Below are 22226 nucleotides of genomic sequence, written 5' to 3'. Positions count from 1 at the left end.
CCTGGGGATTCACCGGAGGAAGTCGAGCAGGGTGGGCTGGAGGACGCGAGCCGTCGCGCCGAGGGCAGCCTTGTAGGCCACTTCCTGAGTCTGGAGCTCGACGACGGTGGCCGCAAGGTCGACGTCCTCGATCCCGCTGAGCTGGGTGACGAGCGCAGTCTTCGTGGCGAGCGCGCGGGTCTCGGCGCCGAGGACCTGATTCTGGCGGGCGCCCACCCCGCCGAGCTCCATGAGCATCGCGTTCCGATGGCCGTCGAGCGTGTCGAGCTCGCCGGAGACGTTGCCGCCGTCGCGGAGCGTCTGCGCGATCCGGTCGAGCGTGGCGAAGACGGAACCGGTGCCGCCGGCAGCGTCGCTGCCGAAGGCCTTGGCGCCCTCGACGTCGACCCGGACGAGCGTGTTGGCGTCGATGCGCCGGTCCACGCTGGTGCCGGAGGAGCTGTTCGACAAGTACGTCCGGGTGCTCCCCGGAATGGTCGGATCGGCAGGCACGACGGTCACGGCCGCGCCCGTGTTGGACGTGCCCGCGAAGATGGACCGACCCTGGTAGGTGGTGTTCGCCTGGCTCACGAGCGTGTCCCGGAGCGACTCGATCTGCGCGGCCAGGGCCTCGCGAGCCTGCGGGTTCAGCGCGCCGCCGTTCGCGCCCTGGACCGTCAGGTCGCGGGCTTGGAGCAGGACCGACACGGAGTCGTTGAGCGCGGTGTCGGCCGTGGTGAGCCAGCCGTTGCCGTCGTCGATGTTGCGGGCGGCCTGCTCGTTGGCCCGCAGCGAGGAGCGCAGGGAGATCGCCGCGGCGGTCCCGGCCGGGTCGTCCGACGGCTTGGTGATCTTCGTGTTGCCGGAAAGCCGGTTCTGCAGATCCGCCATCGAGGCGAGGTTCTTCTGCAGGTTGGCCAGCGTGGAGCGCTGCGTGGTCTGTTGAGTGACTCTGCCGATCATGGTCATCTCCCTACGAGGCCCGTGCGGTTGATCAGGGTGTCGAGCATCGAGTCGATCGTCGTGAGGACGCGGGCCGCGCCCTCGTAGGCGCGTTGGTAGGCGAGCATGTTGACCGACTCCTCGTCGACGTCGACGCTCGCGTTGGACATCTGCAGCTTCTCCGCGGTGCTCCGCGTGGCTTCGGTGATCGTCGCGTGCTGCGTGGCCGACCGGGAGGACACGCCGATGTCGGTCACGAACGCCGACCACTGCGAGTCCGGGCTGCCGGACGCTTTGGCGAGCTGCGCCATCGCGTCCCCCATCGAGCCGTCGAGATGGCCGGTGCCGTCCTTCGCGACGGCGATCAGGGCGCCGTCGGTGATCGCCGTCGACAGCGTCGCGGCGGCGGAGGAACCGACGGTCGTCGCGGTGAAGAAGTCACCACCACCGGCGCCCGTGGTGGTGAACGCGGTGGCGTGCTTGTCGTTGACGCTCTTGATCAGGTTCGACGCGAGGGCGTCGTACCCCGCCGCGGCCTCCGCCAGCGTGCCGCCGCGCTTTGGCGGGGTGTCGGCCGGGGCGAGCACGGTGGCCATCGAGACGATCGTGCCGGTCTGGGCACCGAGCGGCGTCGCCGTCCCACCCCAGCTGAGCTTGATCTCCGAGCCCATCGTGAGCGAGTCCGCGTTGACCTCGATGCTGTGCGCGGTGTCGCCGCGCACGAGCGCGTTCCCGCCGACCAGGACGTCGACCGTGCCGTCCGGGCGTTCGACCGCGCTCGCGCCGACTAGGGCGGACAGCCCGGTGATGAGCAGGTTGCGCTGGTCGATGAGCTCGTTCGCCGAGCCGCCCGAGACGAGCACCCCGCGGATCGACTGGTTCAGGCCGGCGACCATCTGCGCCGACGAGTTCGCATCGACGACGGCGGCGTCGAGCTCGGTCCGCGTCTGCGCCCACTGGGTCGTGACCGCCGCGTGCCCGGCGGAGATCCGCTGGGTGAGGGCCTTGGAGGTCTCGAGCAGGACGTTGCGAACTGCCGCGGAGTCGGGATGCAGCCCCACCTGCTCCCACGCGCCCCAGAACTTCTGGAGCGCGTCGGACACGCCGAGCTCCCCCGGTTCGGCGATGGTCGACTCAAGGCGCGAGTACGCGTCGGCCTTGGTGGCCGCGAACGATGCCCCCCCGGTCTCGGACCGCACGCGGGCGTCGAGGAAGATGTCCCCCAGTCGGGCGATGCTGGTCACGGATGTGCCGTTGCCCGTGGCCAGACCGGCCGAGAACATGGACGGCGATGACAGCGCCTCGACCGAGGCGAGCGTGGCCCGCTGACGGGTGTACCCGACGGTGTTGGCGTTGGCGATGTTCTGGCCCGCGACCTCGAGCGCTTGGCGCTGCGCGATCAGCGAGCTCAACGCTGTGTTGAGACCGGAGAAGCTGCTCACGATGTGCCCCCTAGAACGACTGGTCGATGAGCTGAGCGGTCGCGCTCGCCGATGACGGTGTGCCGTGAGGGTTGTACGTCTGCACGGTCTCCTGGAGGCCGAGGATGGTCTCCTGGGCGGCCCGGTGCGAGCTCGTGAGGAGCTCCCGGTTGCCCTGCGCGACGTCCTGGATCTGCGAGGTGAGCGTGACGAAGGCTTCGCGGTGGCTGTTGAGCAGGTCGTTCCACGGCTCCGGCGCGGCGGCGGCCAGATTGCGCAGCCCGCTGCCGGGCGTGACCCCGAACTCACGCGCCACGGAGTCGGCCTCGACGGCCCGGCCGAGCTCGGCGTCCCGAATCTGGTCGAGCACCTGCTCGACCTCGCGGGTGGCGTGACCGAGCCAGCGGCTACGGCCAGTCGAGAGCACGAGCTGTTCCTCTTCGAGCTTGAACAGCAACAGCTCAAGCAGCTGGCGCTCGCGCCACAGCACGGCGGACAGCTCTGCCACGCCCATCCGGGACTCCTTCATGTGGTCGTCGTTCGTCGGTCGAGTTCAGGGGTCCCATCGGACGGTCCCGAGGCATTGTGACGGTTCGCCTCGAACGAGTGTCAAGCCGGTGGGCGAGCGTCGGAACGGAACGGACACGGCTGGGCGAATGACCCACGATTTTCACAGCGGACGGCCGTCGACGCGCCCGAACGGACTGTGACGTGAGTCACACTACTGAGTAAAGCCTCGGATAACGCCGCAGGTCAGAGCCGATGCGCTCCGGGCCCCGCATCGAGCGGGCGGTTACCTGAGAAGTTTCCCGCATGCAATTCCTCAAGATCAGCCCCCCCTGGGACGAAATCTTGTCTGTGCCCAACCCCGACGCAAGCATCGACACCCTCGTGACGGCGAACCTCCCTCTGGTGGGATATCACGTCTCCGAGCTGCTCGGCCGTGTCCCTTCGTATGTGTCGCGCGACGACCTGGCCTCCGCCGGTTCGCTCGCCCTGGTGCGGGCCGCCCAGGCGTTCGACGTCACCACGGGGGTTCCCTTCGCCCGGTACGCCGCGCTGCGCATCCGCGGCGCGCTGCTGGACGAGCTCCGCTCGATGGACTGGGTGTCCCGCGGTGCCCGCCAGCGTGCACGCCGCGTCAGCTCGACGCGTGACGAGCTCACCTCGCAGCTCGGTCGCACTCCCTCCCGCGAGGAGCTCGCCAGCACGCTGGGCACGACCGTGGCCGAGATCGACGCCGCGCGCGGCGACGCGGACCGCCGCATCCTCAGCATCGAGGCGTTCGACAGCGCCATTGCGGACACCGTCTCCGAGCCGAGCATCGGCCCCGAGGAGACGCTGCTCGTCAACGAGAAGCTGCAGCACCTGCGCGCGGCGGTGACCTCGCTGCCGGAGCGGCTCAAGTACGTCGTCGAGCAGCTGTTCTTCGAGGACCGTCCCGTCGTCGACCTCGCCGCCGAGCTGGGCGTGACGCAGTCCCGCATCAGCCAGCTGCGCACCGAGGCGCTCGCCCTGATGAAGGACGGCATGAACTCGAGCCTCGAGCCCAGCCTGGTGCGCACGGCGGACCGGCCCGACGGCGTCGCCGAGCGTCGCCGCAAGGCGTACTTCGAGCTCGTCGCCCAGCAGGCATCGTTCCTGGCCCGCGCGTCCCAGCTCGCGAGCCCCGGACCTGGCCGGCTGCCCAGCCAGCGCCCCGATTCCGAGGAAGCCGACGTCTTCGTGCACGACGTCGCGGGGTACGCCACCGCCTAACAGGCTCGACTTCCGACAGCGACGTTGCCCTGCTCCCCCGCGCGAGGAGTGGGGCAGCGTCGTTTGCGGGTGGTGAGACGTCGGGAGCGGTTTCCTCAGCGGGTGACGACGTCGCGCAGTTCTCGCAGGATCGACCGAGCAGCGGCGGTGTCCAGATCGGCCTGTCCGAGCGCGCGCTCGATCTGCGCCGCGAGCGTGCTGCCCTCGGGCCGGCCGTAGGAGCCGAGGGCACCCGCGAGGTTGTGGGCCGCTGCCTGCGCCTGCGCGAGCGTCTCCGCCTCGAGCGGGGTCGATGCCGGTGCCCCGGGCGCGCCCTGCTGGTCGAGGTAGGACTCGATCAGCTGGACGCGTGCGTCGACGAGCGGCCGGAAGGCGCGCCACAGCCTGGCGATCAGGAGCTCCGTCTCGTCCATGCTCACGTCACCACCCCAACAATTCCTCGATCTGGATCGCGAGCCGCATCGGGTCGAAGGGCTTGCGCAGGATCCCTGCCACGGGAGCCGTGGCGAGCGCCGCGAGCTCGCTGGACAGCGCCTTCGCGGTCAGGAGCAGGATCGGGATGTCAGCGGTCAGAGGATCCGCGGCCAGGTGCCGCGCGGTCTCGGGGCCGTCCATCCCGGGCATCATGACGTCCAGCAGGATCGCCTCGGGCTGGTCGGCGGCCGCGCGTTCGAGGGCTTCTGGGCCGCTCGCCGCGACGGTCACCGTCCATCCGGCGACGCGCTCCAGTGCGAGGCGGGTGATCTCGCGAAGATCCGGTTCGTCGTCGACGATGAGCACGCGGCGCGTCACGGCGTCACCCCCTGGCTCTTGCGGCGGCGATCCGCCCTCACCGGTGACTTCTGGGAGCGCAGCGGCAGGGCGACGATGAACGTGCTCCCCGTGCCCACCTCGCTCTCCACCTGCAGGGTCCCGCCGTGGGCCTCGACGATGTTCTTGGCGATCGCCAGACCCAGCCCGGACCCGCCGTGCTGGCGACGTGAGCTGCCGTCCACCTGCCAGAACCGGTCGAAGACCCGGTCCAGGGATTCCGGGGGGATCCCGACGCCGTCGTCGCTGACGCTGACCCGCACGAACTCCAGGTCCTGGTCGCCGTGCAGGCGCACTGAGCTCCCGGGGCGCGAGAAGCGCAGGGCGTTGCCGAGCAGGTTCGTGAGCACCTGGATGAGTCGGTGCTCGTCGCCCCACACCGTGGCGACGACCGGCTCGATCTCCAGGCCGATCCCCGTCGCGATCGCCGTGCCCTGCACCGTCGCGGCCGCCGCCCGCATGAGCTCGCCGACGTGCACGGGCAGCCGGCTCAGCGGCATCTGGCCGGTGGCCGAACGCTCCAGGTCGAGGATGTCGTTGACCAGCCGGGCGAGCCGTTGGGCGTTGCGCAGGGCGATGTCGACCAGGGGCTTCGCCTCGTCGGCGACGCTACCCATCACCCCGCTCGCCAGCAGCTCGAGCGCGCCGGTCAGGGAGGTGAGCGGCGTGCGCAGCTCATGGCTGACGACGGCGGTGAACTCCTCCTTCATCATGTCGACCTGCACCCGACGCGAGGCGTCGTCGAACACCACGACCGCTCCCACCACGGCGTTGTCGTCCTGGACGGCTCCGACCGACCAGTCGGCCGGGAATGGTGTGCCGTCCGAGCGGATGAAGCTGCCCGCCAGATGATGCCGAGTGCCACCGGTGCGCAACACCTCGCTGACGGGGCAGACGTCGGCGGGGAACGGGGTCCCGTCCGAGTGCCGCGAGTGGGTGACGGCGTGGAGGTCGACGCCGAGCAGGTCCTTCGGTTGCCACTCGAGCATGGCGCTCGCGGCCGGGTTGATCGACACCACCCGGCCGTTGCCGTCGACCCCGACGACCCCTTCGGCCATCCCGGCCAGCACCATCTCCGACCGCCGCCGCAGGGCCAGGTGCTCAGCGGCGATCCGGTGCTCTTCTGCGGAACGCAGCTCGGCCTCGGCCCAGCAGGCGAGGTCGACGAGTGCCGCGAGCTCGGCCTCGTCAAACCGCCGGGGGCTGTGGTCGAAGACGCCCAGCACCCCCACGGCCTCGTCCCCGAGCCGGAGCACCTGGCCCGCGAAGGCATGTGGTCGGGGTCGACCGGCGAGGCACGGGAACAGGGCGAACCGCTCGTCGACGGTCAGGGGCTCGACCGTCAGCACGCCCTCGCTGCTTGTGACGGTGTCGCTGACGAAGGTCGCGATTCCCGGCAGATCGACCTGTCGTAGCCCGATCGTGGACCGGAAGGACGTGACGACGCCGTCGGCCAGCAGGCAGACGAACGCGACGGGGACGGTGAGCACCCTGCTGGTGAGCCGGGTGATGCGATCGAACCTCTCGCTGCTCGGGTTTGCGAGCGGGCGTTGGCCCTGGTGGGGGATGAGCAGCGTGGACCGGGGGGCGAGCCACTCGTTGGTGATCCAGACGACCGACAACTTCGTCGTCATCAGCGACGAACGCGGTCGCATCGAATGGGTCAACGACGCGTTCATCCGCAAGACGGGCTACGAGCTCGACGAGGTCGTCGGACGGGTACCGGGCGAGTTCCTGCAGGGCCCGGGAACCGACCCCGTAACTGTCGCCTTGATGCGCGAGCGGCTGGCGGCCCGCGAGGGCTTCACCTGCGAGGTCCTCAACTACGCCCGGGACGGGTCGCCCTACTGGGTCGCGCTCGAGGTCCGCCCGATCAGCGACCCGGACGGGACCGTGACAGGTTTTGTCGCGGTCCAGGGCGACATCACCGAACGGCTGGCGACCAATGCCGCGCTGCTGGTGGCGAAGGACGCGGCCGAGGACGCCGTCCGGGACAAGGCGCACTTCCTCGCGAGCATGAGCCACGAGATCCGCACCCCGCTCAACGCCGTGCTCGGGCTCACCGAGCTGCTCCTGGACACCTCGCTCGACGCGAACCAGCGCGAGTTCGTCGAGACGGCCCACCGCAGCGGGCGCCTGCTCCTGGCGCTCGTCAACGAGATCCTCGACTTCTCGGCTCTCGACTCCGGTCGGGTCGAGCTCGAGTCCGCCCCCGTCCGCCTCAGCGCCCTGATCGGGGAGGTCGAGCAGATGCTGGCGCCGGAAGCCCGCCGCGCCGGGCTGCTCCTCGACCACGAGGTCGCACCGGACCTGCCCGATCGGATCCTGGCCGACGCCACCCGGCTGCAGCAGGTCCTCGTCAACCTCGTCGGCAACGGGCTGAAGTTCACCAGCGACGGAGGGGTGCACGTGAAGGTGAGCCGCACGGCGGGCGCCGACGGCGCACCCGACCTGCTTCACCTCGCCGTGATCGACACCGGCATCGGCATCCCGGCCGACCGCCAGGAACGGATCTTCCGCCCGTTCACCCGGGTGGACACGTCGACCACGCGCGTCTACGGCGGGACCGGTCTGGGGCTGACCATCTGCGCGCTGATCGCGCAGCAGATGGGCGGGCACCTCGAGCTGACCTCGGCCCCCGGCCAGGGCTCGACGTTCACCCTCGTGGTCCCCCTGACGACCTGCCTCGACGACGAGGCCGCCGTCGAGCGGCCCGCGGCCGGCACGTTGAGCCACGAGCAGGCCGCCGGGCTGGCCGTGCTCCTGGTCGAGGACGACGCGGTCAACTCCATGGTCGCGCTGCACATGCTGCGCCGGCTGGGCATCGAGGCCGACGTCGCGGTCGACGGCCGCCAGGCCGTGGCGGCGGCCACCACCCGGGACTACGACGTGATCTTCATGGACGTGCACATGCCCGGGATGGACGGGCTCGAGGCGACGGCGCAGATCAGGTCCGCGGGCGGGCGTCGTCCGTGGATCATCGCCCTGACCGCGAACGCCCTCGACGGCGACCGCGAGCGGATGCTCGAGGCCGGCATGGACGACTACGTGAGCAAGCCGGTGCAGTTGGTCACCCTGACGGCGGCCCTGCAGCGGTCGACGCCGATCCGGTCCCGCTAGGTCTCCGGGGGCGCCCGATATTGGTGTGATTTTCCTCGTTGGTAATCCTTAACGACCCCTCCCGCGGACCGATAAGCACACTGCCAGCCCATGGACGGGCGGTAGCGGTTCACAACCAGGAGGACATCATGGCTCTTTCGGTCAACACCAACGTCGCGGCGCTCAACGCGTACCGCAACCTCAACACCACGCAGAACGACCTGAGCAAGTCGCTCGAGAAGCTCTCCAGCGGCTTCCGCATCAACCGCGCGGCCGATGACGCTGCCGGCCTGGCGATCTCCGAGGGCATGCGCTCGCAGATCGGCGGCATCAAGATGGGCGTCCGCAACGCCCAGGACGGCATCTCGCTCGTCCAGACCGCTGAAGGCGCGCTGAACGAGACCCACTCGATCCTGCAGCGCATGCGTGACCTGTCCGTCCAGGCGTCGAACGGTGGCGCGCTGAACCAGGACGCCAAGGACAACATCCAGACCGAGATCACCCAGCTCAAGTCCGAGGTCAGCCGCATCGCGGACACGACCACGTTCAACGGCCAGAAGCTGCTCGATGGCAGCTACAGCGGGACCTTCCAGGTCGGCGCCAACGCCGGAGAGACCATCTCCGTCGGTGTCTCGACCGTGATGAGCTCGGCTGGTCTCGGTGTGTCCGGCGTCGACGTGTCGAAGGTCGCGGCCAACGCGGCGAAGGCCACGGTGACGAACGCTGTCGCAGGCACCCCCGGCAAGCTCGACGCGTTCAAGGACTCCGCGGGCGTCGCCCTTGACCTGAAGGCGAACGCGGCTGACTACGACAAGCTCAACGGCACCGTCACGATCGGCAGCAAGTCGTTCGACCTCGGCTCGGTGAAGTACGGCGTCTCTGACACCGCCGCGGTGCGCGGTGGCAAGCTGCAGACCGCGCTCGACACCGCGTTCGGATCGGGCGTTGCCGTCGTCGACCTCACGACCGCCGGAACGCTGACCTTCACCGGTCCTGCCGTTCCTGCTTCCCCGACGGCGTCGCAGCTGGCCGCCGTCACGCCGCAGTTCGCTCAGGTGTCTGGTGCGTCTTCGGCGATCACGGCGATCGACACGGCCATCAAGACGGTCTCCACCACGCGCTCCGACCTTGGTGCTGTGCAGAACCGCTTCGAGCACACCATCAACAACGCGAACGTCGCCGTGGAGAACCTGACCGCGTCGGAGTCCCGCATCCGCGACACCGACATGGCGTCCGAGATGATCAAGTTCACGCGCTCGCAGATCCTGTCGCAGGCTGGCACGGCGATGCTCGCGCAGGCGAAGTCGATCCCCCAGGGCGTGCTGCAGCTCCTGCAGTAGGCCTGACTTCTCCACCTCTAGCACAAGCTCCACGAACGAGTAGCTCCAAAGCACTACAGCTCGACCTCGAATGACCGATCGGTGGGGCGTGGACCTGGACCGTCCGCGCGCCACCGATCGGCCTATCGGCCGCCGGGCCACGCAAGAAGATCAACCGGACGGCACGACATGACACTCACCCCGAGGGAGGCACCCGATGAGCACCGCCATTGACGGACTGATCAGCGGCCTCAACACGACCACGATCATCTCCCAGCTGATGACGCTGGAGTCGGCGCCGCAGACCGCGCTCAAGGCGAAGGTCACCAGCACCGGGTCGTTCGTCACCGCCCTGCAGGCGCTCAACTCAAAGGTCTCCTCGCTGGGCGACGCCGCCAAGACCGCCGCGACCGCCGCCTCCTGGCAGGCCGTCACGACGTCGAGCTCGGCCACCTCGGTCTCCGCGACTGCCACGACCGCCTCGCAGCCTTCGTCCGTCACCTTCTCGATCGGGTCTCTCGCGAGTGCCCAGACCTCGGTCAGCGCGGCGGGCGCCACCTTCGCTGCCAGTTTTGGAAACAAGATCACCCTTGCCACTGGCAGCGGTTCGAGTGCCACCGTCAAGGAGATTGACCTCACCGGCGTGACCGACCTCGCGGGGATGGCCGGCGCGATCAACACCGCCGACGCCGGGGTCTCTGCCTCGATCGTGAAGGTCTCCGCCACCGAGTCCCGCCTCCAGCTGACGTCGAAGTCCACGGGCGTCGCCTCGGGGTTCGACCTCTACGACGGTTCGGTCTCGCTCGCCAGCGTTCAGGGCGGCTCAGCGGGCACCACCCTCATGGGGCGCTCGGCGGCGACGCAGATCACTGGCGCGGCCGACGCCAGCATCACTCTGTGGAAGGGCACGCCCTCCGAGACCAGTGTCACCTCGGCAACGAACACGTTCTCCGGTCTGCTCACCGGGGTCGACCTGACCATCAGCAAGCTCGAGACGAGCCCCGTCACGGTGACTGCGGCGCGCAACGCGACCGCCCTCCAGTCGCTCGCTTCGGGCCTGGTCGACAACCTCTCCACCGTGTTCGCGGAGATCAAGTCCCAGACCGCCAGTACCACGACCACGGACAGCACCGGCCGAACGCTCGTCAAGGGCGGCATCCTGTCCGGGGACAGTGCGGTGCGCGACCTGCAGCAGTCCGTAATGAGCGCGGCCTCCGACCCCATCGACGGGATCTCGCCGTCGACAATGGGCCTGGTGCTGGGTAAGGACGGCACGATCACGTTCGATGCCACGATCTTCGCCGCCTCGCTGGCGGCCGACCCGGCAAAGGTGCAGTCCGTCATCACCGGCCTCGCCGCGCGGCTGCAGACCGTCGCGACCAACCAGTCGAATGCGACGACCGGGGCGCTGTCGCTGAAGATCAAGGGCCAGCAGACCTACGTCACGACCCTCAACGACCAGGTGTCCAACTGGGACGTCCGCCTGCAGCTGCGGCAGAACGCCCTGAACAAGACCTACGCGAACCTCGAGGTGGCGCTCGGCAAGCTCAAGTCCCAGTCGGACTGGCTCACCGGCCAGCTCGCGACGACGAGCACCACGGGATGAGCCCGCGCCTGAGCGTCATCCCTGCCTGCTGCCTTGCCCCCGAGAGGACCTCATGAATCTCGCCCTGACCCGCATCCGCTTCCGCGAGAACGCGATCACGACGGCCGGTCCGCACCAGATCCTCACGATGCTCTACGACCGCCTGGTGCTCGACCTCGATCGCGCCGAGTCCGCCCAGCGGGCCGGCGAGCAGGCCGAGGCCAACCGCCAGATCGACCATGCCCAGGACATCATCTCCGGGCTCGCCTCGACGCTCGACGTCGGGGAGTGGGACGGGGGCCAGGGCCTGATGGACGTCTACATGTTCCTGCTGCGTGAGCTCGTCGGGGCTTCGATCAAACAGGACCCGGACCGGATCCGCGCGTGCTCCGAGCTCGTCGTGCCGCTGCGCGACGCCTGGCACCAGGCCGCCGACATCGTGGCGGCCGAGCACCTTGCCACCCTCCCCTCCCAGCGCACCCGGGCCCTCGCCTTCGGCGAGTCCGCGGTGGGCGGTGAGCTCGGCGTGGGATGACCATCGCGATGGTCCGACGAGCTTCCGTCGCCGCACCGGGCTGGACCGACGCGTGGTCCGCCGCGCTCGCCGAGCTCGAGCTCGGCGTTGACGAGGCCGAGGCCGTCCTGCGGGCCGGGCACGCACCGGCGCCGACCACCTGGCTGCCCCCGACGGACCTCGGCCGCCTGCCCGCCCCGCTGCTCGAGCGCGCCCAGGCCCTGCTCGGGCGTCAGCTCGAGGTCGCCCGGTCGCTCGCCGAAGCCGCCGAGCACAGCCGGCGGCACCTCCTGGTGCTCGACCAGGTTCGGGCCGCGCCCGAGGCGCTGCCCGTGTACCTCGACACCGCCGGCTGACCCGGCAATTTCGCCGTCGGGCCGGGCCGGATTCCCGGCTTGTCCGACCCTGGTCGGTATAGGTCACTCTTTTGCGTGACCTGCGGAATCCCGCCTGAAAGAACGTCTCATGCGGGTGTGGCCGCGGCCGATGAGGCCCCCGAGCACGGATCGCTCACCCCGCAGGCCAAAGGATTGGCCGAGCATCTGCACGCTGCCAAGGCGGTCCCTCCGTGTTCGATTCCGTATCCACGTCTGCCATCGGCAGCGCGCTCGACGCGCTCGCCCTGCGGCAGCGTGTGATCGCCAACAACGTCGCGAACATCTCGACACCAAACTTCCACGCCGGCAAGGTCCAGTTCGAGGACACCCTCGCGGCCGCCGTCGCGGACGGGTCCGGTGACGTGACCGCGAGCGTGGCGTCCTCGCTCGAGCCCACGCGGCTGGACGGCAACAACGTCAACCTCGACGAGGAGACGTTGCTCAACGTCGACACCAACCTGCGCTACCAGCTCGCGACGCAGGCGATGGACGGCAAGTTCTCCTCGATGCGCGTCGCGATGCGGACGAACTGATGAGCATCTTCGGCGCGATCGGGATCGCGAGCACCGGCCTGACCGTGCACCGCAAGTGGCTCGACGCCGTCAGCGACAACCTCGCCAACATGAACAACGCCACCGCGACGAGCGAGACCGCCTACCAGGCCAAGTACGTCGTCGCGCAGGCGAACGGCGCGGCCTCGGAGCCCGGCGGGGTCAGCGTCACGGGCATCGCGCTGGGGGACGCGGCCGGCCGCGTCGTGTACGAGCCCGCGAACCCGCTCGCCGACGCCGAGGGCAACGTGCGTTACCCGGACGTCGACATGGCGAGCCAGATGACCCAGCTGATCATGGCCCAGCGCGGCTACCAGGCGAACGCCGCCGTGGTCGACCGCGCCAAGGAGACCTACATGGCAGCCCTGCAGATCGGACGGAACTGATGAACATCGCCGCGCTCGGCGCCATCTCCGGCGTGACCGGGACCGGCTACGCCGGCGCCGCGGACGCCGTCGGGGGCGCACAGACGTCGGGCGGGGTGGCGTTCGGGAACGTCGCCGCGTCGATCGACTCGCTGCAGGGCCTGCAGTCGACGTCGGACGCGCTGGCCGTCAAGGCCGTCACCGGTGACCTGGACAACGTGCACGACTACACCATCGCCGCGAGCGAGGCGAAGGTCACCCTCGAGCTGACCGCGGCCATCCGCAACAAGGCCGTCGAGGCGTTCTCCGAGATCATGCGGATGCAGGCCTGATGCCCGCCCAGATCACGAGCGCCCTCGGACGCTTGCAGAAGTTCATCGGCCAGTTCTCGATCGCCCAGCGCACCCTCGGGCTGATCGGGATCGCGGGCCTCGTGCTCGGCGCGATGGCCCTGTCCAGCTACCTCACCAAGCCAACGATGAGCCCGTTGTTCGCCAACGTCTCGGCGGCCGACGCGAGCGCCATCGTCGACCAGCTCACGGGCGAGGGCGTCGCGTACGAGCTCACCGACGGCGGCCGCACGATCCTCGTGCCGCAGGACAAGCTCTACACGATGCGGCTCAAGGTCGCGGCCGCGGGCCTGCCCGCCGCCACCGACGGCGCGGGGTACTCGCTGCTCGACTCCATGGGCATGACCGCCTCGGAGTTCCAGCAGACGACGACGTACCGGCGTGCGATGGAGGGCGAGCTCGCCAAGACCATCGGCGCCATGTCCGGGGTCGAGGCGGCCACCGTCAAGCTGGCGATGCCCGAGCAGACCGTATTCGTCGCCGACACCGCCGACCCGACGGCGTCCGTGTTCATCCAGACCTCGCGCGGCACCACGCTGGAGGCCGAGCAGGTCACCGCGATCGTGCACCTGGTCTCGGCCGGCGTGCAGGGCATGAAGCCCACCGACGTCTCGGTGGTCGACGCCGAGGGGCACGTGCTCTCGGCCGTCGGCGGCCTGCCGGGCGGCGGCATGGGCGACCAGCAGACCTCCGACTACCAGGCGCGCGTGGCCGCGTCGGTGCAGACGATGCTCGACCGCCTCGTGGGCGCAGGCAAGGCCGTCGTGACGGTGAACGCCGAGCTCAACCTCGACAACACCGACCTCACCAGCGAGAAGTTCAGCGCGCCGGCCCCGGCCGTCCCCGCGCTCTCGTCGGCGACCACGACCGAGACCTACACCGGTGGTGGCGGCGGCGCCGCCGGGGTCCTCGGCCCGGACAACATCGCCGTCCCCGGTGGCACCTCGGGCACCGGCACCTACACCAAGGGCAGCGAGAACCTGAACCCCGCCGTGGACAAGGTCACCGAGCACACGACGACGACGCCCGGCAGCGTGCGGCGCCAGTCGGTGTCCGTGGTGGTCGACCAGGCGGCCGGCGCCGACCTCAACATGACCGACCTCACCACGATGGTCACCGCGGCCGCCGGGATCGACGCGACCCGCGGCGACACCGTCGCGGTGTCCCGGATGGCGTTCGACACCTCCACGGCCGAGGCCGCCCAGGCTGCGCTCGGTGTGGCCGACGTCGCCGCCAAGGCGGACGCCACCGCCGCCCTGATCAAGCAGGGCGCGATCGCCGGGGCGATCCTGCTCTTCCTCGTCGTCGCGTTCGTGATCGCCAAGCGCCGGTCCGGCAAGGCCCGCCGCGAGGCGATCGACCTCGGCGAGCTCCAGATGGTCAACGACCTGCCGCACCTGCCGTTCGGCGGTGTGGAAGCGCTCACGCTCGCGCCGACCCAGGCCCCGGTGGACGAGGCGGCGCTCAAGCGCGCTGAGATCGGCAGCCTCGCCGAGGATCAACCCGCTGAGGTCGCCGAGCTGTTGCGCGGTTGGCTTCAGCCGGGCGCGGTCCGATGACCGTGGCAACCGTCCCGTCGTCGTCTCTGTCGACCGTGGGCCTCACCGGCACCCAGAAGGCCGCGATCGTCCTGCTCCAGCTGGGCCGGGAGCGGGCCGCGCGGGTCATGTCGCGGCTCGACGAAGCGGAGATCGACGAGATCACCGCCGAGATCGTCCGGCTCGAGAACCTCGACTCGCGGATCGCCGACAACGTCATGGCGGAGTTCCACGCGGTCTCGATCACGGGGCCGAGCCTGATCGCGCGCGGTGGTGTCGGCTACGCCCAGCAGCTGCTCGAGGCCTCCCTCGGGCCGGAGCGCGCGAAGGCGGTCATGGACCGGCTGTCGACCGTGATGGCCGGCCAGCCGTTCGAGTTCCTGCAGGCCGCCGACGCGCGGCAGGTGCTCTCGCTGCTCTCCGGCGAGCACCCCCAGACCGTGGCGCTCGTGCTCGCGCACCTGCGTCCCGAGCACGCCTCGGCGATCCTCGCGGGCCTGCCCGCGGCCACCCAGGGCGAGGTCGCCCACCGCATCGCGCTGATGGAACGCGCCTCGCCCGACGTCGTCGCCGTCGTCGCCGAGAACCTGATGCGCAAGGCGTCGTCGGTCCTCACCCCCCAGGAGACCTCCGCCGTCGGCGGCGTGCAGCCCCTGGTCGAGATCATCAACCGGGCCGACCCGGGCACCGAGAAGCAGATCCTCGAGGGCCTCGAGGCGCGCGACAAGGCGCTGGCCGAGGAGGTCCGCAGCCGGATGTTCGTCTTCGGCGACATCGTGCTGCTCGAGGACCGTGCCGTGCAGCTCGTGCTGCGCTCGGTCGAGGGCGCGGTCCTGTCCGTCGCGCTCAAGGGCACCAGCGACGAGGTACGCGACAAGATCCTCGCGAACCTGTCCGAGCGGGCCCGGGAGAACATCGTCGAAGAGATGGAGCTGCTCGGGCCGACGCGCATGTCCCAGGTCGAGGAGGCCCGCGCGGGCATCGTCCAGGGCATCCGCCACCTCGAGGAGAGCGGGCAGATCGTCATCCGCCGCGACGGCGAGGACGAATATGTCTAACCCGCCGACCCGGTTCCTCCTCGCCCCCGTGGCCGGGGTGCGCGACGCGCGCGCCGACGCCGGGAGCGAGGCGGCCCGGGCTGCGGGCTGGGCGGCAGGCTGGGCCGCGGGCTCGCGGGCCGCCGCCGAGGCCGCCACGAACCAGCGTCGCGCGATCGACGAGGCCGAGCGCGCCCGCGAGGCCGAGCGCGCCGCGCGCGCCCAGGCGGCGCTCGTCGTGCTGCGCTGCGCAGCCGAGGCCGTCACGAACCAGGTCATCCCCGTGCTCGCCGGGGCGGCCGACCTGCTGGACGACGGCGCGGTCACGCTCGCCCAGGCCGTGCTCGGTCGCGAGCTGTCCGACGCCGACGACGGCGCCCGCCTCGCGCTGGCCCGTGCTCTGAGCGTTCCGCCCGAGGTGGGCGTGCACACGGTGCGCCTGCACCCGCTCGACCTGCAGGTGCTCGTCGGCGCGGGTGTCGCGGCCGAGCTGCCCGCCGGCATCGAGCTGCGCGCCGATCGCTCGCTCGCCCCCGGCGACGCCGTAGCCGAGTTCCCGGATGGGTTCCTCGACGCCCGCATCAGCACCGCGATCGCCCGCGCCCGGCGCGCGCTCGAGGAGCTCCGATGAACGCGGACCTCCTCATCCCGGGCACGAACCGCTGGGATCTCGCCCTCGCTGCCGCACAGCCCGAGCGCGTCGGCTCCGTGCGCACCGTCGTCGGCCTTGCGATCGAGGTCGCGGGGCTGGACTGCGCCGTCGGTGGGCTGGTCGAGATCGGCGAGGCCACCGTGCCCGGCAGCCGCGCGGGATCTGCGGGCGGTGCGGTGCTGGCCGAGGTCGTCGCCACGACGCGCGACCTCGCGCGCTGCATGCCGCTCTCCAACGTCCACGGCCTGCGCGCGGGGGCTCCGGTCCGCAGCCTCGGCCGGCCGATGACAGCGCCCGTCGGCCGAGGTCTGCTCGGCCGCATCCTCGACGGCCTCGGCCGGCCGATCGACGGTCGCGGCCCGCTGCGGGCCAGCGGTCAGGTGGCCGTCGACTACGCCGCGCCGGGCGCCCTGACCCGTGCGCGCATCACCACGCCGCTCAGCCTCGGCGTCAAGGTCATGGACACCCTGACGACCGTGGGCCGCGGTCAGCGCCTAGGCCTGTTCGCCGGCTCCGGCGTCGGCAAGTCCAGCCTGCTGTCGATGATCGCGCGCGGCACCGACGCCGAGCTCACCGTCATCTCGCTCGTCGGTGAGCGGGGGCGCGAGGTCCGCGAGTTCATCGAGGACGACCTCGGACCCGAGGGCCTGTCGCGTTCCGTCGTCGTCGTCGCGACGTCCGACGAGCCCGCGCTGGTGCGCCTGCGCTCGGCGTTCCTGGCGACCCGGATCGCGGAGTCCTTCCGCGACGAGGGCGCCGACGTCGTGCTGATGATGGACTCGCTCACGCGCGTCGCGATGGCGCAGCGCGAGATCGGGCTCTCCGTCGGCGAGCCGCCCGCGACCCGCGGCTACCCGCCGAGCACGTTCTCGCTGCTCGCACGCCTGCTCGAGCGGGCCGGCACCGGCCCGACCGGGTCGGTCACCGGGCTGTACACCGTCCTGGTGGACGGCGACGACCACAACGAGCCGATCGCCGACGCCGCCCGCTCGATCCTCGACGGGCACATCGTGCTCGACCGGAAGCTCGCCGTCGCCGGCCACTTCCCGTCCGTCGACGCGCTCGCGTCCATCTCCCGCGTCGCCGGCCGGGTCACCACACCCGAGCAGCGGCGGCTGTCGACCGTGCTGCGCCGCGTCATGGCCGCGCGGCGCCAGGCGCAGGACCTGCTCGACGTCGGTGCCTACGCCGTGGGGACCAACCCCCTCGTCGACGCCGCCGTCGCGCACGCGGACGCGATCGACCACTTCCTGCGCCAGGGCATGGACGAGCAGGTCCCCGCGGCCGACTCGTGGCAGCTGCTCGGTGGACTCGTCGCCCGGCTGGGGGTGTCCTGATGGAGCGTGCGTTCCGGCTCGCCGGCCTGCTGCGCCTGCGCAAGCTGCAGGAGGACCAGGCCGCAGCGGTGCTCGCGACGGCGAACGCTGGCCTGCGGGTCTCGCAGGCGCGTCGCGCCGACCGCTCGGCCGCGCTCGCGAACCACTGCCTGCCCGACGGCGACTCGCGGGCCTTCGCCGTAGGCATCGCGGCCCGCGCCAGCCTCGGTGGGCTGCTCGTCGAGGCGCGCACGGCCGTCGTGACCTCGCGCGAGCGGGTCACGGTCGACACGTCCGCCTGGTCGGCCGCGCGGTCGCTGTCGGTCGGGCTCGAGAAGCTCGAGGAGAAGCACCGCGTCGTGGTGCAGCACGAGGACGACCGGCTCGAGCAGATCGTGCTCGACGAGATCGCGTCGCGCGGCGCGCACGCGGGAGCCGCGGGCGGGGCTGCCGACGGCGAGCCCGACGAGGCCAGCGACGCGGAGGTCCGGCGATGAGCGGGATCGTGAACGTGCAGGCCCGGATCGGCGAGATCCAGGGGTTCATGACCGCGTTGCGCGCGCAGGCGGCCACGCAGACGTCGGCCACGCAGACGTCGGCCACGCAGGCGTCGGCCACGCAGACGGCGTCGGGCACCACGTCGGGCACCACGTCGTTCGCCGACGCGCTCGCGGCGAGCCTGAGCCTCGCGCCGACCCAGGAGACCTCGGCGGCCGCCGGAACCGCAGGCAACACCGGCACGGCAACGGGCCAGGGGCTCGTCGACGCGGCCATGGCCTACGTCGGCGTGCCCTACGTGTGGGGCGGCGAGAACCCGGCGACGGGACTCGACTGCTCCGGGCTGGTGCAGCGCTCGATGGCCGACCTCGGCGTGGACGTGCCGCGCGTCGCGCACGACCAGGCGAAGCTCGGCACGGCGGTCGCCTCGATGGACGCCGCCCAGCCGGGGGACCTGCTGATCTTCAACGGTGGCACGCACATCGCCATCTACGTGGGCGACGGTCGGATGATCGACGCGCCCAAGCCCGGCAAGTCCGTGTCCGTGCGCGACGTGTACGAGACGCCGACCGCGATCCGGCGCGTGCTGCCGGCAGCAGGCGCGGTCGCTGCGTCGGCCCCGATCTCCTCGACCGCGTCGCTGACCGGCGCGGTCGATCTCCAGCGGTACGCCCTGACCATGATGAGCGAAGGGGTGGCGGCATGAGCCTCCAGACCATGACCATGACCACGCCGGCACCGGTGCGCGCCGACCCTGCCGCGCTGCGCGGGGGAGCGGCGCACGCTCGGGAGCGGTCGAGCGGGTCGACCAGCGACTTCGCGGACGTGCTCGGCTCGGCCGTCGACGCGCGGCAGTCCGCGGCCGTCACGTCCCGGTCCGACACGGAGGATCGCGCAGCGGCGTCAGACACCGCCGACAGCTCGCCCGATCCCGCTCCCGGTTCGGCGACGTCGTCCGACGCCTCGGACGCGACTGCTTCCGCGGCGGTGTCCATCCCCGCGGAGTCACCTCGGGACGCGTCATCGCTGGCTGCGGCGATGCAGGCGGCGGCGATGTTCTCCGTCGGGCAGGCCGCCGACGCCGCTGCTCCGACCGCGGTGGCCGTCGATCCCCGGACCCTGGGGACCGCGTCCGGCACCCCGACCGCCCGCGTGGCCGCTCCGGCCGCGCAGGCCACCGGTGCACCCGTGGCTGACCCCGCGATCGCCGTCGGCAGCCGCAACGCGTCCGCAACAGCAGTTCAGGGCGTGCCGGTGAACCCGGCGAGCGCTTCGGGCGCCGCAGCGGAGAGCAGCACGTCGGTCGCCAGCGGCGGCGCCGTCGGCGCGGCGGCCAGCGGCACGGTCGGCGCCGCGGCGCCGGTTGCCGCGGGAACCGGCGGTGCCAGCACGGGCTCGGGCTCGGCGGACGCCGGCACACCCAGCTCAGACACTCCTGGCTCAGACGCCCGTGATTCGGACGCCTCCGCGTCGGACGGTGGCCGATCGGAGGCCGCCGGATCGGGTGGCTCGGCCGCGGGGACCTCGTCGCTCGGTGCCACGCCGGGCCAGGCGGCCGCTGCACCCGCGCCCGCCGCGTCGTCGTCGGCCACGATCGAGGCGGCCACCGCGATCGCGCCGGCCGACTCGGCCACGACCGCGCTGCCGGGCGTCGTGCCCGCGTCGGCGCCCACTGCGCCGGCCGCCGTCGCCGCGCCCGCCCCGCTGGCCAGCCCGCTCCCCGAGCGGCCCGTGGCCACGCAGCTCGCCGGCCCGATCGCGTCGTTGCGCACCGCCGGCGATGGCGAGCACGTCATGGTCATCCGGGTCTCGCCCGACAGCATCGGCCCGGTCCGCGTCCTGGCGCACATCGGCGTCGAGGGCGTCCGGATCGAGCTGCTCGGCGGGAGCGACGCCGCGCGCGACGCGCTCCGGGCGGCGCTGCCGGACCTGCGCCGCGACCTTGCCGGGGTCGGGCTGCAGGCGAACCTGTCCCTCGGGTCCGACGACAACCCCGCCGGCGCCGGCACGGGGCTGGGGCTGGGCGGCCAATCCGGGAGCGCCCCTGGCGAGCGTGGACGTTCGCCCCAGGGCGCGGCCGGGGGAGCGGCCCGCCCGGCAGTCGGCGGCACCGCCCTTCCCGAACCCGCCGGGCCGCCGGGCTCCCGCCGCCTCGACATCACGGTCTGACGGCCATGACCTCCGACTACCTCCCGCAGCTCACCACCGACGACCTGGAGACCCATCCATGAGCATCGAGTCGATCATCTCGGCCAGTGCCGGCAGCACCACAACCAGCACCGTCGTCGGCGGCGGGCTCTACACCGGCGCAGCCAAGGCCATCGAGGCCAGCAAGGGCACGATGGACAAGCAGGCGTTCCTCGAGCTCCTCGTCACCCAGCTGCGCAACCAGGACCCGAGCGCGCCGATGGACTCCAACGCCCTCATGGCCCAGACCACCCAGATGGCCTCGATGGAGTCCCTCACCGAGCTCTCCACCACGTCCCGCGAGAGCTTCGCGCTGCAGATGCGGGTCGCCGCGGCGGGCATGGTCGGGCAGAACGTCAGCTACACGAGCGGCACGGAGACCCTCACCGGATCGGTCACGTCCGTCTCGTTCGCCGGTTCCGTGCCGATGGTCACCGTCGGTGGCAAGGAAGTCCCGCTCGACTCGATCTCGACCATCTCGGCACCAGCTGTCACCGCACCCGTCCCCGTCGCCTGACCCTTTCGCTCTTCTCGAAGGAGATTCACCATGCTTCGCTCCCTGTTCTCCGGCATCAGCGGCCTCAAGGCCCACCAGACGATGCTCGACGTGGCCGGCAACAACATCGCCAACGTCAACACCACCGGCTTCAAGGCCTCGCAGACGCAGTTCCAGGACACGCTGTCCCAAGTGATCACGAACGCCGCGTCCGCGGCGCCTGGTGTCGGCGGCACGAACCCGGCCCAGGTCGGCCTCGGCGTGCGCGTCGCGGGCATCACGACCAACTTCACGCAGGGCGCCGCCCAGCTCACCAACCGCAGCACCGACATGATGATCAACGGTGACGGCTTCTTCACCGTCCGCAGCGGCGCCGAGCAGTTCTACACGCGCGCCGGGTCGTTCAACTTCGACTCGGTCGGCCAGCTCGTCACGGCGGACGGCGCGCTCGTGCAGGGCTGGGCCGCCGTCAACGGCGTGGTCAACCCGAACGGACCCCTGACCGACATCCAGCTGCCGATCAGCACGCTGATGGGCGCCAAGGGGACCACGAAGGCGACGTTCGTCGGCAACCTGCCGTCCGATGCCGCGGACGGCACCGTGCTGACCAAGGCGATCGACGTGTTCGACGCGCTCGGCAACACTCGCGGCCTGACGCTTACCTTCACGAAGGCGGCCGGCGCGTGGACGCTCAACGCGGCCGACGGTGCGGCGAGCTATCCGACACCGCCGGCCCTGCCGACCGGTGTCACCTTCGATGCCGCGGGTGCGATCACCTCGCCGACCACGTTCTCGATCGGGACGGCGCCGGATCAGGTCGCCGTCGATCTGTCCTCGTTGACCGGCTTCGCCGGCGTGAGCACGGTCGCGGCCATGTCTCAGGACGGCCAGGAGGCCGGCAACCTGCAGTCCTTCTCGCTGGCCCCCGACGGCACGCTCCTCGGGTCCTTCAGCAACGGCCTCAAGCAGGCCATCGGTCAGCTCTCCATGGCCACGTTCACCAACCCGACGGGGCTGGAGAAGGCCGGTGGCTCGATGTACCGCTCCACGGTCAACTCGGGGATCGCCCAGGTCGGCGTCGCGGGGACCGGGGGGCGCGGCAAGCTCGCGGGCGGCTCGCTCGAGATGTCGAACGTCGACCTGTCGGCCGAGTTCACGAACCTGATCATCGCCCAGCGCGGTTTCCAGGCGAACTCGCGCGTGATCACGACGTCGGACGAGCTGCTCCAGGAGCTCGTCAACCTCAAGCGCTGACCTCTGCGTGCGGGAGTCGGGGCGAGGACGTCTGCGAGGACGTTCGCGCCCCGACTCCTTGTCGCGGGCGATAGGCCGCGAGAAGTGCGGCGTTTTCGGGCAGTGGGGTGGAGAGGGCCAGGTGGGAGCCCTCGACTGCTCACACGGACGCGGTTCGGACCGATGAGGACTGCACAGG

The 22226-nt window shown here is 71.1% G+C and carries 24 protein-coding genes; 18 read left to right on the top strand and 6 right to left on the bottom strand.

The window, feature by feature from the left end; genetic code table 11:
* Positions 1-9: 9 nt before the first annotated feature.
* Genes flgL through flgN form a run of 3 tightly spaced genes read right to left on the bottom strand, consistent with a single transcriptional unit; the run spans position 10 to position 2856 of the window.
* A complete protein-coding gene (gene flgL / locus VTA80_RS06490; RefSeq protein ID WP_407344578.1) occupies positions 10-942 on the bottom strand; it encodes a flagellar hook-associated protein FlgL in 933 nt (310 codons plus the stop codon).
* A gap of 2 nt (positions 943-944) precedes the next feature.
* On the bottom strand, positions 945-2363 hold the full coding sequence (gene flgK, locus VTA80_RS06485; RefSeq protein ID WP_407344577.1) for a flagellar hook-associated protein FlgK: 1419 nt from the start codon (positions 2361-2363) through the stop codon (positions 945-947).
* Between the two features lie 10 nt (positions 2364-2373).
* Positions 2374-2856 (bottom strand): flagellar export chaperone FlgN, encoded by a 483-nt coding sequence (gene flgN, locus VTA80_RS06480; RefSeq protein WP_407344576.1) that lies wholly within the window; start codon positions 2854-2856, stop codon positions 2374-2376.
* A 299-nt stretch (positions 2857-3155) separates the two neighbouring features.
* On the opposite strand from flgN, the gene VTA80_RS06475 reads away from it, so the two are divergent.
* Positions 3156-4100, top strand: coding sequence for a sigma-70 family RNA polymerase sigma factor (locus VTA80_RS06475; protein WP_407344575.1), 945 nt, complete (start codon positions 3156-3158; stop codon positions 4098-4100).
* Between the two features lie 95 nt (positions 4101-4195).
* Here the strand turns inward: VTA80_RS06475 and VTA80_RS06470 are convergent, their stop codons facing one another.
* The 3 genes from VTA80_RS06470 to VTA80_RS06460 are packed head-to-tail and all read right to left on the bottom strand — an operon-like array spanning position 4196 to position 6544.
* Complete coding sequence (locus tag VTA80_RS06470) at positions 4196-4513, bottom strand: Hpt domain-containing protein (RefSeq protein WP_407345708.1); 318 nt, start codon at positions 4511-4513, stop codon at positions 4196-4198.
* Between the two features lie 7 nt (positions 4514-4520).
* On the bottom strand, positions 4521-4892 hold the full coding sequence (locus VTA80_RS06465) for a response regulator (RefSeq protein ID WP_407344574.1): 372 nt from the start codon (positions 4890-4892) through the stop codon (positions 4521-4523).
* Positions 4889-6544: an ATP-binding protein gene (locus VTA80_RS06460; protein ID WP_407344573.1), complete on the bottom strand. Its 1656-nt coding sequence runs from the start codon at positions 6542-6544 to the stop codon at positions 4889-4891. The genes VTA80_RS06465 and VTA80_RS06460 overlap by 4 nt, the downstream gene beginning before the upstream one ends.
* On the opposite strand from VTA80_RS06460, the gene VTA80_RS06455 reads away from it, so the two are divergent.
* The 17 genes from VTA80_RS06455 to VTA80_RS06375 all read left to right on the top strand — a co-directional run bounded on the left by VTA80_RS06455 (position 6513) and on the right by VTA80_RS06375 (position 22048).
* Positions 6513-8030, top strand: a complete 1518-nt coding sequence (locus VTA80_RS06455) for an ATP-binding protein (protein ID WP_407344572.1) — start codon at positions 6513-6515, stop codon at positions 8028-8030. The two genes, VTA80_RS06460 and VTA80_RS06455, sit on opposite strands and share 32 nt — an antisense overlap.
* A gap of 128 nt (positions 8031-8158) precedes the next feature.
* A complete protein-coding gene (locus tag VTA80_RS06450) occupies positions 8159-9349 on the top strand; it encodes a flagellin (RefSeq protein WP_407344571.1) in 1191 nt (396 codons plus the stop codon).
* A 196-nt stretch (positions 9350-9545) separates the two neighbouring features.
* The gene (fliD, locus tag VTA80_RS06445) at positions 9546-10934 is read left to right on the top strand and encodes a flagellar filament capping protein FliD (protein WP_407344570.1); all 1389 of its coding nucleotides are present in this window, start codon (positions 9546-9548) and stop codon (positions 10932-10934) included.
* Between the two features lie 52 nt (positions 10935-10986).
* On the top strand, positions 10987-11448 hold the full coding sequence (gene fliS, locus VTA80_RS06440) for a flagellar export chaperone FliS (protein WP_407344569.1): 462 nt from the start codon (positions 10987-10989) through the stop codon (positions 11446-11448).
* A gap of 8 nt (positions 11449-11456) precedes the next feature.
* Positions 11457-11783, top strand: coding sequence for a hypothetical protein (locus tag VTA80_RS06435; RefSeq protein WP_407344568.1), 327 nt, complete (start codon positions 11457-11459; stop codon positions 11781-11783).
* Positions 11784-11995: 212 nt separating this feature from the next.
* On the top strand, positions 11996-12337 hold the full coding sequence (gene flgB, locus VTA80_RS06430) for a flagellar basal body rod protein FlgB (RefSeq protein ID WP_407344567.1): 342 nt from the start codon (positions 11996-11998) through the stop codon (positions 12335-12337).
* Positions 12337-12741, top strand: coding sequence for a flagellar basal body rod protein FlgC (locus VTA80_RS06425; RefSeq protein WP_407344566.1), 405 nt, complete (start codon positions 12337-12339; stop codon positions 12739-12741). The genes flgB and VTA80_RS06425 overlap by 1 nt, the downstream gene beginning before the upstream one ends.
* Complete coding sequence (fliE, locus tag VTA80_RS06420; protein WP_407344565.1) at positions 12741-13052, top strand: flagellar hook-basal body complex protein FliE; 312 nt, start codon at positions 12741-12743, stop codon at positions 13050-13052. Before VTA80_RS06425 ends, fliE begins: the two co-directional genes overlap by 1 nt.
* Positions 13052-14629: a flagellar basal-body MS-ring/collar protein FliF gene (gene fliF / locus VTA80_RS06415; protein WP_407344564.1), complete on the top strand. Its 1578-nt coding sequence runs from the start codon at positions 13052-13054 to the stop codon at positions 14627-14629. The genes fliE and fliF overlap by 1 nt, the downstream gene beginning before the upstream one ends.
* Positions 14626-15666, top strand: a complete 1041-nt coding sequence (gene fliG / locus VTA80_RS06410; RefSeq protein WP_407344563.1) for a flagellar motor switch protein FliG — start codon at positions 14626-14628, stop codon at positions 15664-15666. The genes fliF and fliG overlap by 4 nt, the downstream gene beginning before the upstream one ends.
* Entirely contained in the window at positions 15659-16276 is a 618-nt protein-coding gene (locus tag VTA80_RS06405) for a FliH/SctL family protein (protein WP_407344562.1), read from the top strand. The genes fliG and VTA80_RS06405 overlap by 8 nt, the downstream gene beginning before the upstream one ends.
* Positions 16273-17634 carry a FliI/YscN family ATPase gene (locus VTA80_RS06400; protein ID WP_407344561.1) on the top strand — a complete coding sequence of 454 codons (1362 nt, stop codon included), beginning with the start codon at positions 16273-16275 and terminating at the stop codon, positions 17632-17634. The genes VTA80_RS06405 and VTA80_RS06400 overlap by 4 nt, the downstream gene beginning before the upstream one ends.
* Positions 17634-18110, top strand: a complete 477-nt coding sequence (locus tag VTA80_RS06395; RefSeq protein ID WP_407344560.1) for a flagellar export protein FliJ — start codon at positions 17634-17636, stop codon at positions 18108-18110. The genes VTA80_RS06400 and VTA80_RS06395 overlap by 1 nt, the downstream gene beginning before the upstream one ends.
* A complete protein-coding gene (locus VTA80_RS06390) occupies positions 18107-18817 on the top strand; it encodes a C40 family peptidase (RefSeq protein WP_407344559.1) in 711 nt (236 codons plus the stop codon). The genes VTA80_RS06395 and VTA80_RS06390 overlap by 4 nt, the downstream gene beginning before the upstream one ends.
* A complete protein-coding gene (locus tag VTA80_RS06385) occupies positions 18814-20280 on the top strand; it encodes a flagellar hook-length control protein FliK (protein ID WP_407344558.1) in 1467 nt (488 codons plus the stop codon). Before VTA80_RS06390 ends, VTA80_RS06385 begins: the two co-directional genes overlap by 4 nt.
* 58 nt (positions 20281-20338) lie before the next feature.
* A complete protein-coding gene (locus VTA80_RS06380; protein ID WP_407344557.1) occupies positions 20339-20815 on the top strand; it encodes a flagellar hook assembly protein FlgD in 477 nt (158 codons plus the stop codon).
* A 30-nt stretch (positions 20816-20845) separates the two neighbouring features.
* Positions 20846-22048, top strand: coding sequence for a flagellar hook protein FlgE (locus VTA80_RS06375; protein ID WP_407344556.1), 1203 nt, complete (start codon positions 20846-20848; stop codon positions 22046-22048).
* The last annotated feature ends 178 nt before the right edge of the window (positions 22049-22226 follow it).

This window comes from Pengzhenrongella phosphoraccumulans (assembly GCF_045689905.1).
In the GTDB taxonomy this organism is placed as follows: domain Bacteria; phylum Actinomycetota; class Actinomycetes; order Actinomycetales; family Cellulomonadaceae; genus Pengzhenrongella; species Pengzhenrongella phosphoraccumulans.
Note: the sequence above shows the minus strand (reverse complement) of the source record. Positions and strands in the feature narration are given on the sequence as shown.

What these genes read in the sequence shown, in the direction of transcription:
- flgL (WP_407344578.1), bottom strand. Translation starts at nt 942, where the DNA reads ATGATCGGCAGAGTCACTCAACAGACCACGCAGCGCTCCACGCTGGCC.
- flgN (WP_407344576.1), bottom strand. Translation starts at nt 2,856, where the DNA reads ATGGGCGTGGCAGAGCTGTCCGCCGTGCTGTGGCGCGAGCGCCAGCTG.
- VTA80_RS06475 (WP_407344575.1), top strand. Translation starts at nt 3,156, where the DNA reads ATGCAATTCCTCAAGATCAGCCCCCCCTGGGACGAAATCTTGTCTGTG.
- VTA80_RS06470 (WP_407345708.1), bottom strand. Translation starts at nt 4,513, where the DNA reads ATGGACGAGACGGAGCTCCTGATCGCCAGGCTGTGGCGCGCCTTCCGG.
- VTA80_RS06460 (WP_407344573.1), bottom strand. Translation starts at nt 6,544, where the DNA reads ATGACGACGAAGTTGTCGGTCGTCTGGATCACCAACGAGTGGCTCGCC.
- VTA80_RS06450 (WP_407344571.1), top strand. Translation starts at nt 8,159, where the DNA reads ATGGCTCTTTCGGTCAACACCAACGTCGCGGCGCTCAACGCGTACCGC.
- fliD (WP_407344570.1), top strand. Translation starts at nt 9,546, where the DNA reads ATGAGCACCGCCATTGACGGACTGATCAGCGGCCTCAACACGACCACG.
- fliS (WP_407344569.1), top strand. Translation starts at nt 10,987, where the DNA reads ATGAATCTCGCCCTGACCCGCATCCGCTTCCGCGAGAACGCGATCACG.
- VTA80_RS06435 (WP_407344568.1), top strand. Translation starts at nt 11,457, where the DNA reads ATGGTCCGACGAGCTTCCGTCGCCGCACCGGGCTGGACCGACGCGTGG.
- VTA80_RS06425 (WP_407344566.1), top strand. Translation starts at nt 12,337, where the DNA reads ATGAGCATCTTCGGCGCGATCGGGATCGCGAGCACCGGCCTGACCGTG.
- fliE (WP_407344565.1), top strand. Translation starts at nt 12,741, where the DNA reads ATGAACATCGCCGCGCTCGGCGCCATCTCCGGCGTGACCGGGACCGGC.
- fliF (WP_407344564.1), top strand. Translation starts at nt 13,052, where the DNA reads ATGCCCGCCCAGATCACGAGCGCCCTCGGACGCTTGCAGAAGTTCATC.
- fliG (WP_407344563.1), top strand. Translation starts at nt 14,626, where the DNA reads ATGACCGTGGCAACCGTCCCGTCGTCGTCTCTGTCGACCGTGGGCCTC.
- VTA80_RS06405 (WP_407344562.1), top strand. Translation starts at nt 15,659, where the DNA reads ATGTCTAACCCGCCGACCCGGTTCCTCCTCGCCCCCGTGGCCGGGGTG.
- VTA80_RS06400 (WP_407344561.1), top strand. Translation starts at nt 16,273, where the DNA reads ATGAACGCGGACCTCCTCATCCCGGGCACGAACCGCTGGGATCTCGCC.
- VTA80_RS06395 (WP_407344560.1), top strand. Translation starts at nt 17,634, where the DNA reads ATGGAGCGTGCGTTCCGGCTCGCCGGCCTGCTGCGCCTGCGCAAGCTG.
- VTA80_RS06390 (WP_407344559.1), top strand. Translation starts at nt 18,107, where the DNA reads ATGAGCGGGATCGTGAACGTGCAGGCCCGGATCGGCGAGATCCAGGGG.
- VTA80_RS06385 (WP_407344558.1), top strand. Translation starts at nt 18,814, where the DNA reads ATGAGCCTCCAGACCATGACCATGACCACGCCGGCACCGGTGCGCGCC.
- VTA80_RS06380 (WP_407344557.1), top strand. Translation starts at nt 20,339, where the DNA reads ATGAGCATCGAGTCGATCATCTCGGCCAGTGCCGGCAGCACCACAACC.
- VTA80_RS06375 (WP_407344556.1), top strand. Translation starts at nt 20,846, where the DNA reads ATGCTTCGCTCCCTGTTCTCCGGCATCAGCGGCCTCAAGGCCCACCAG.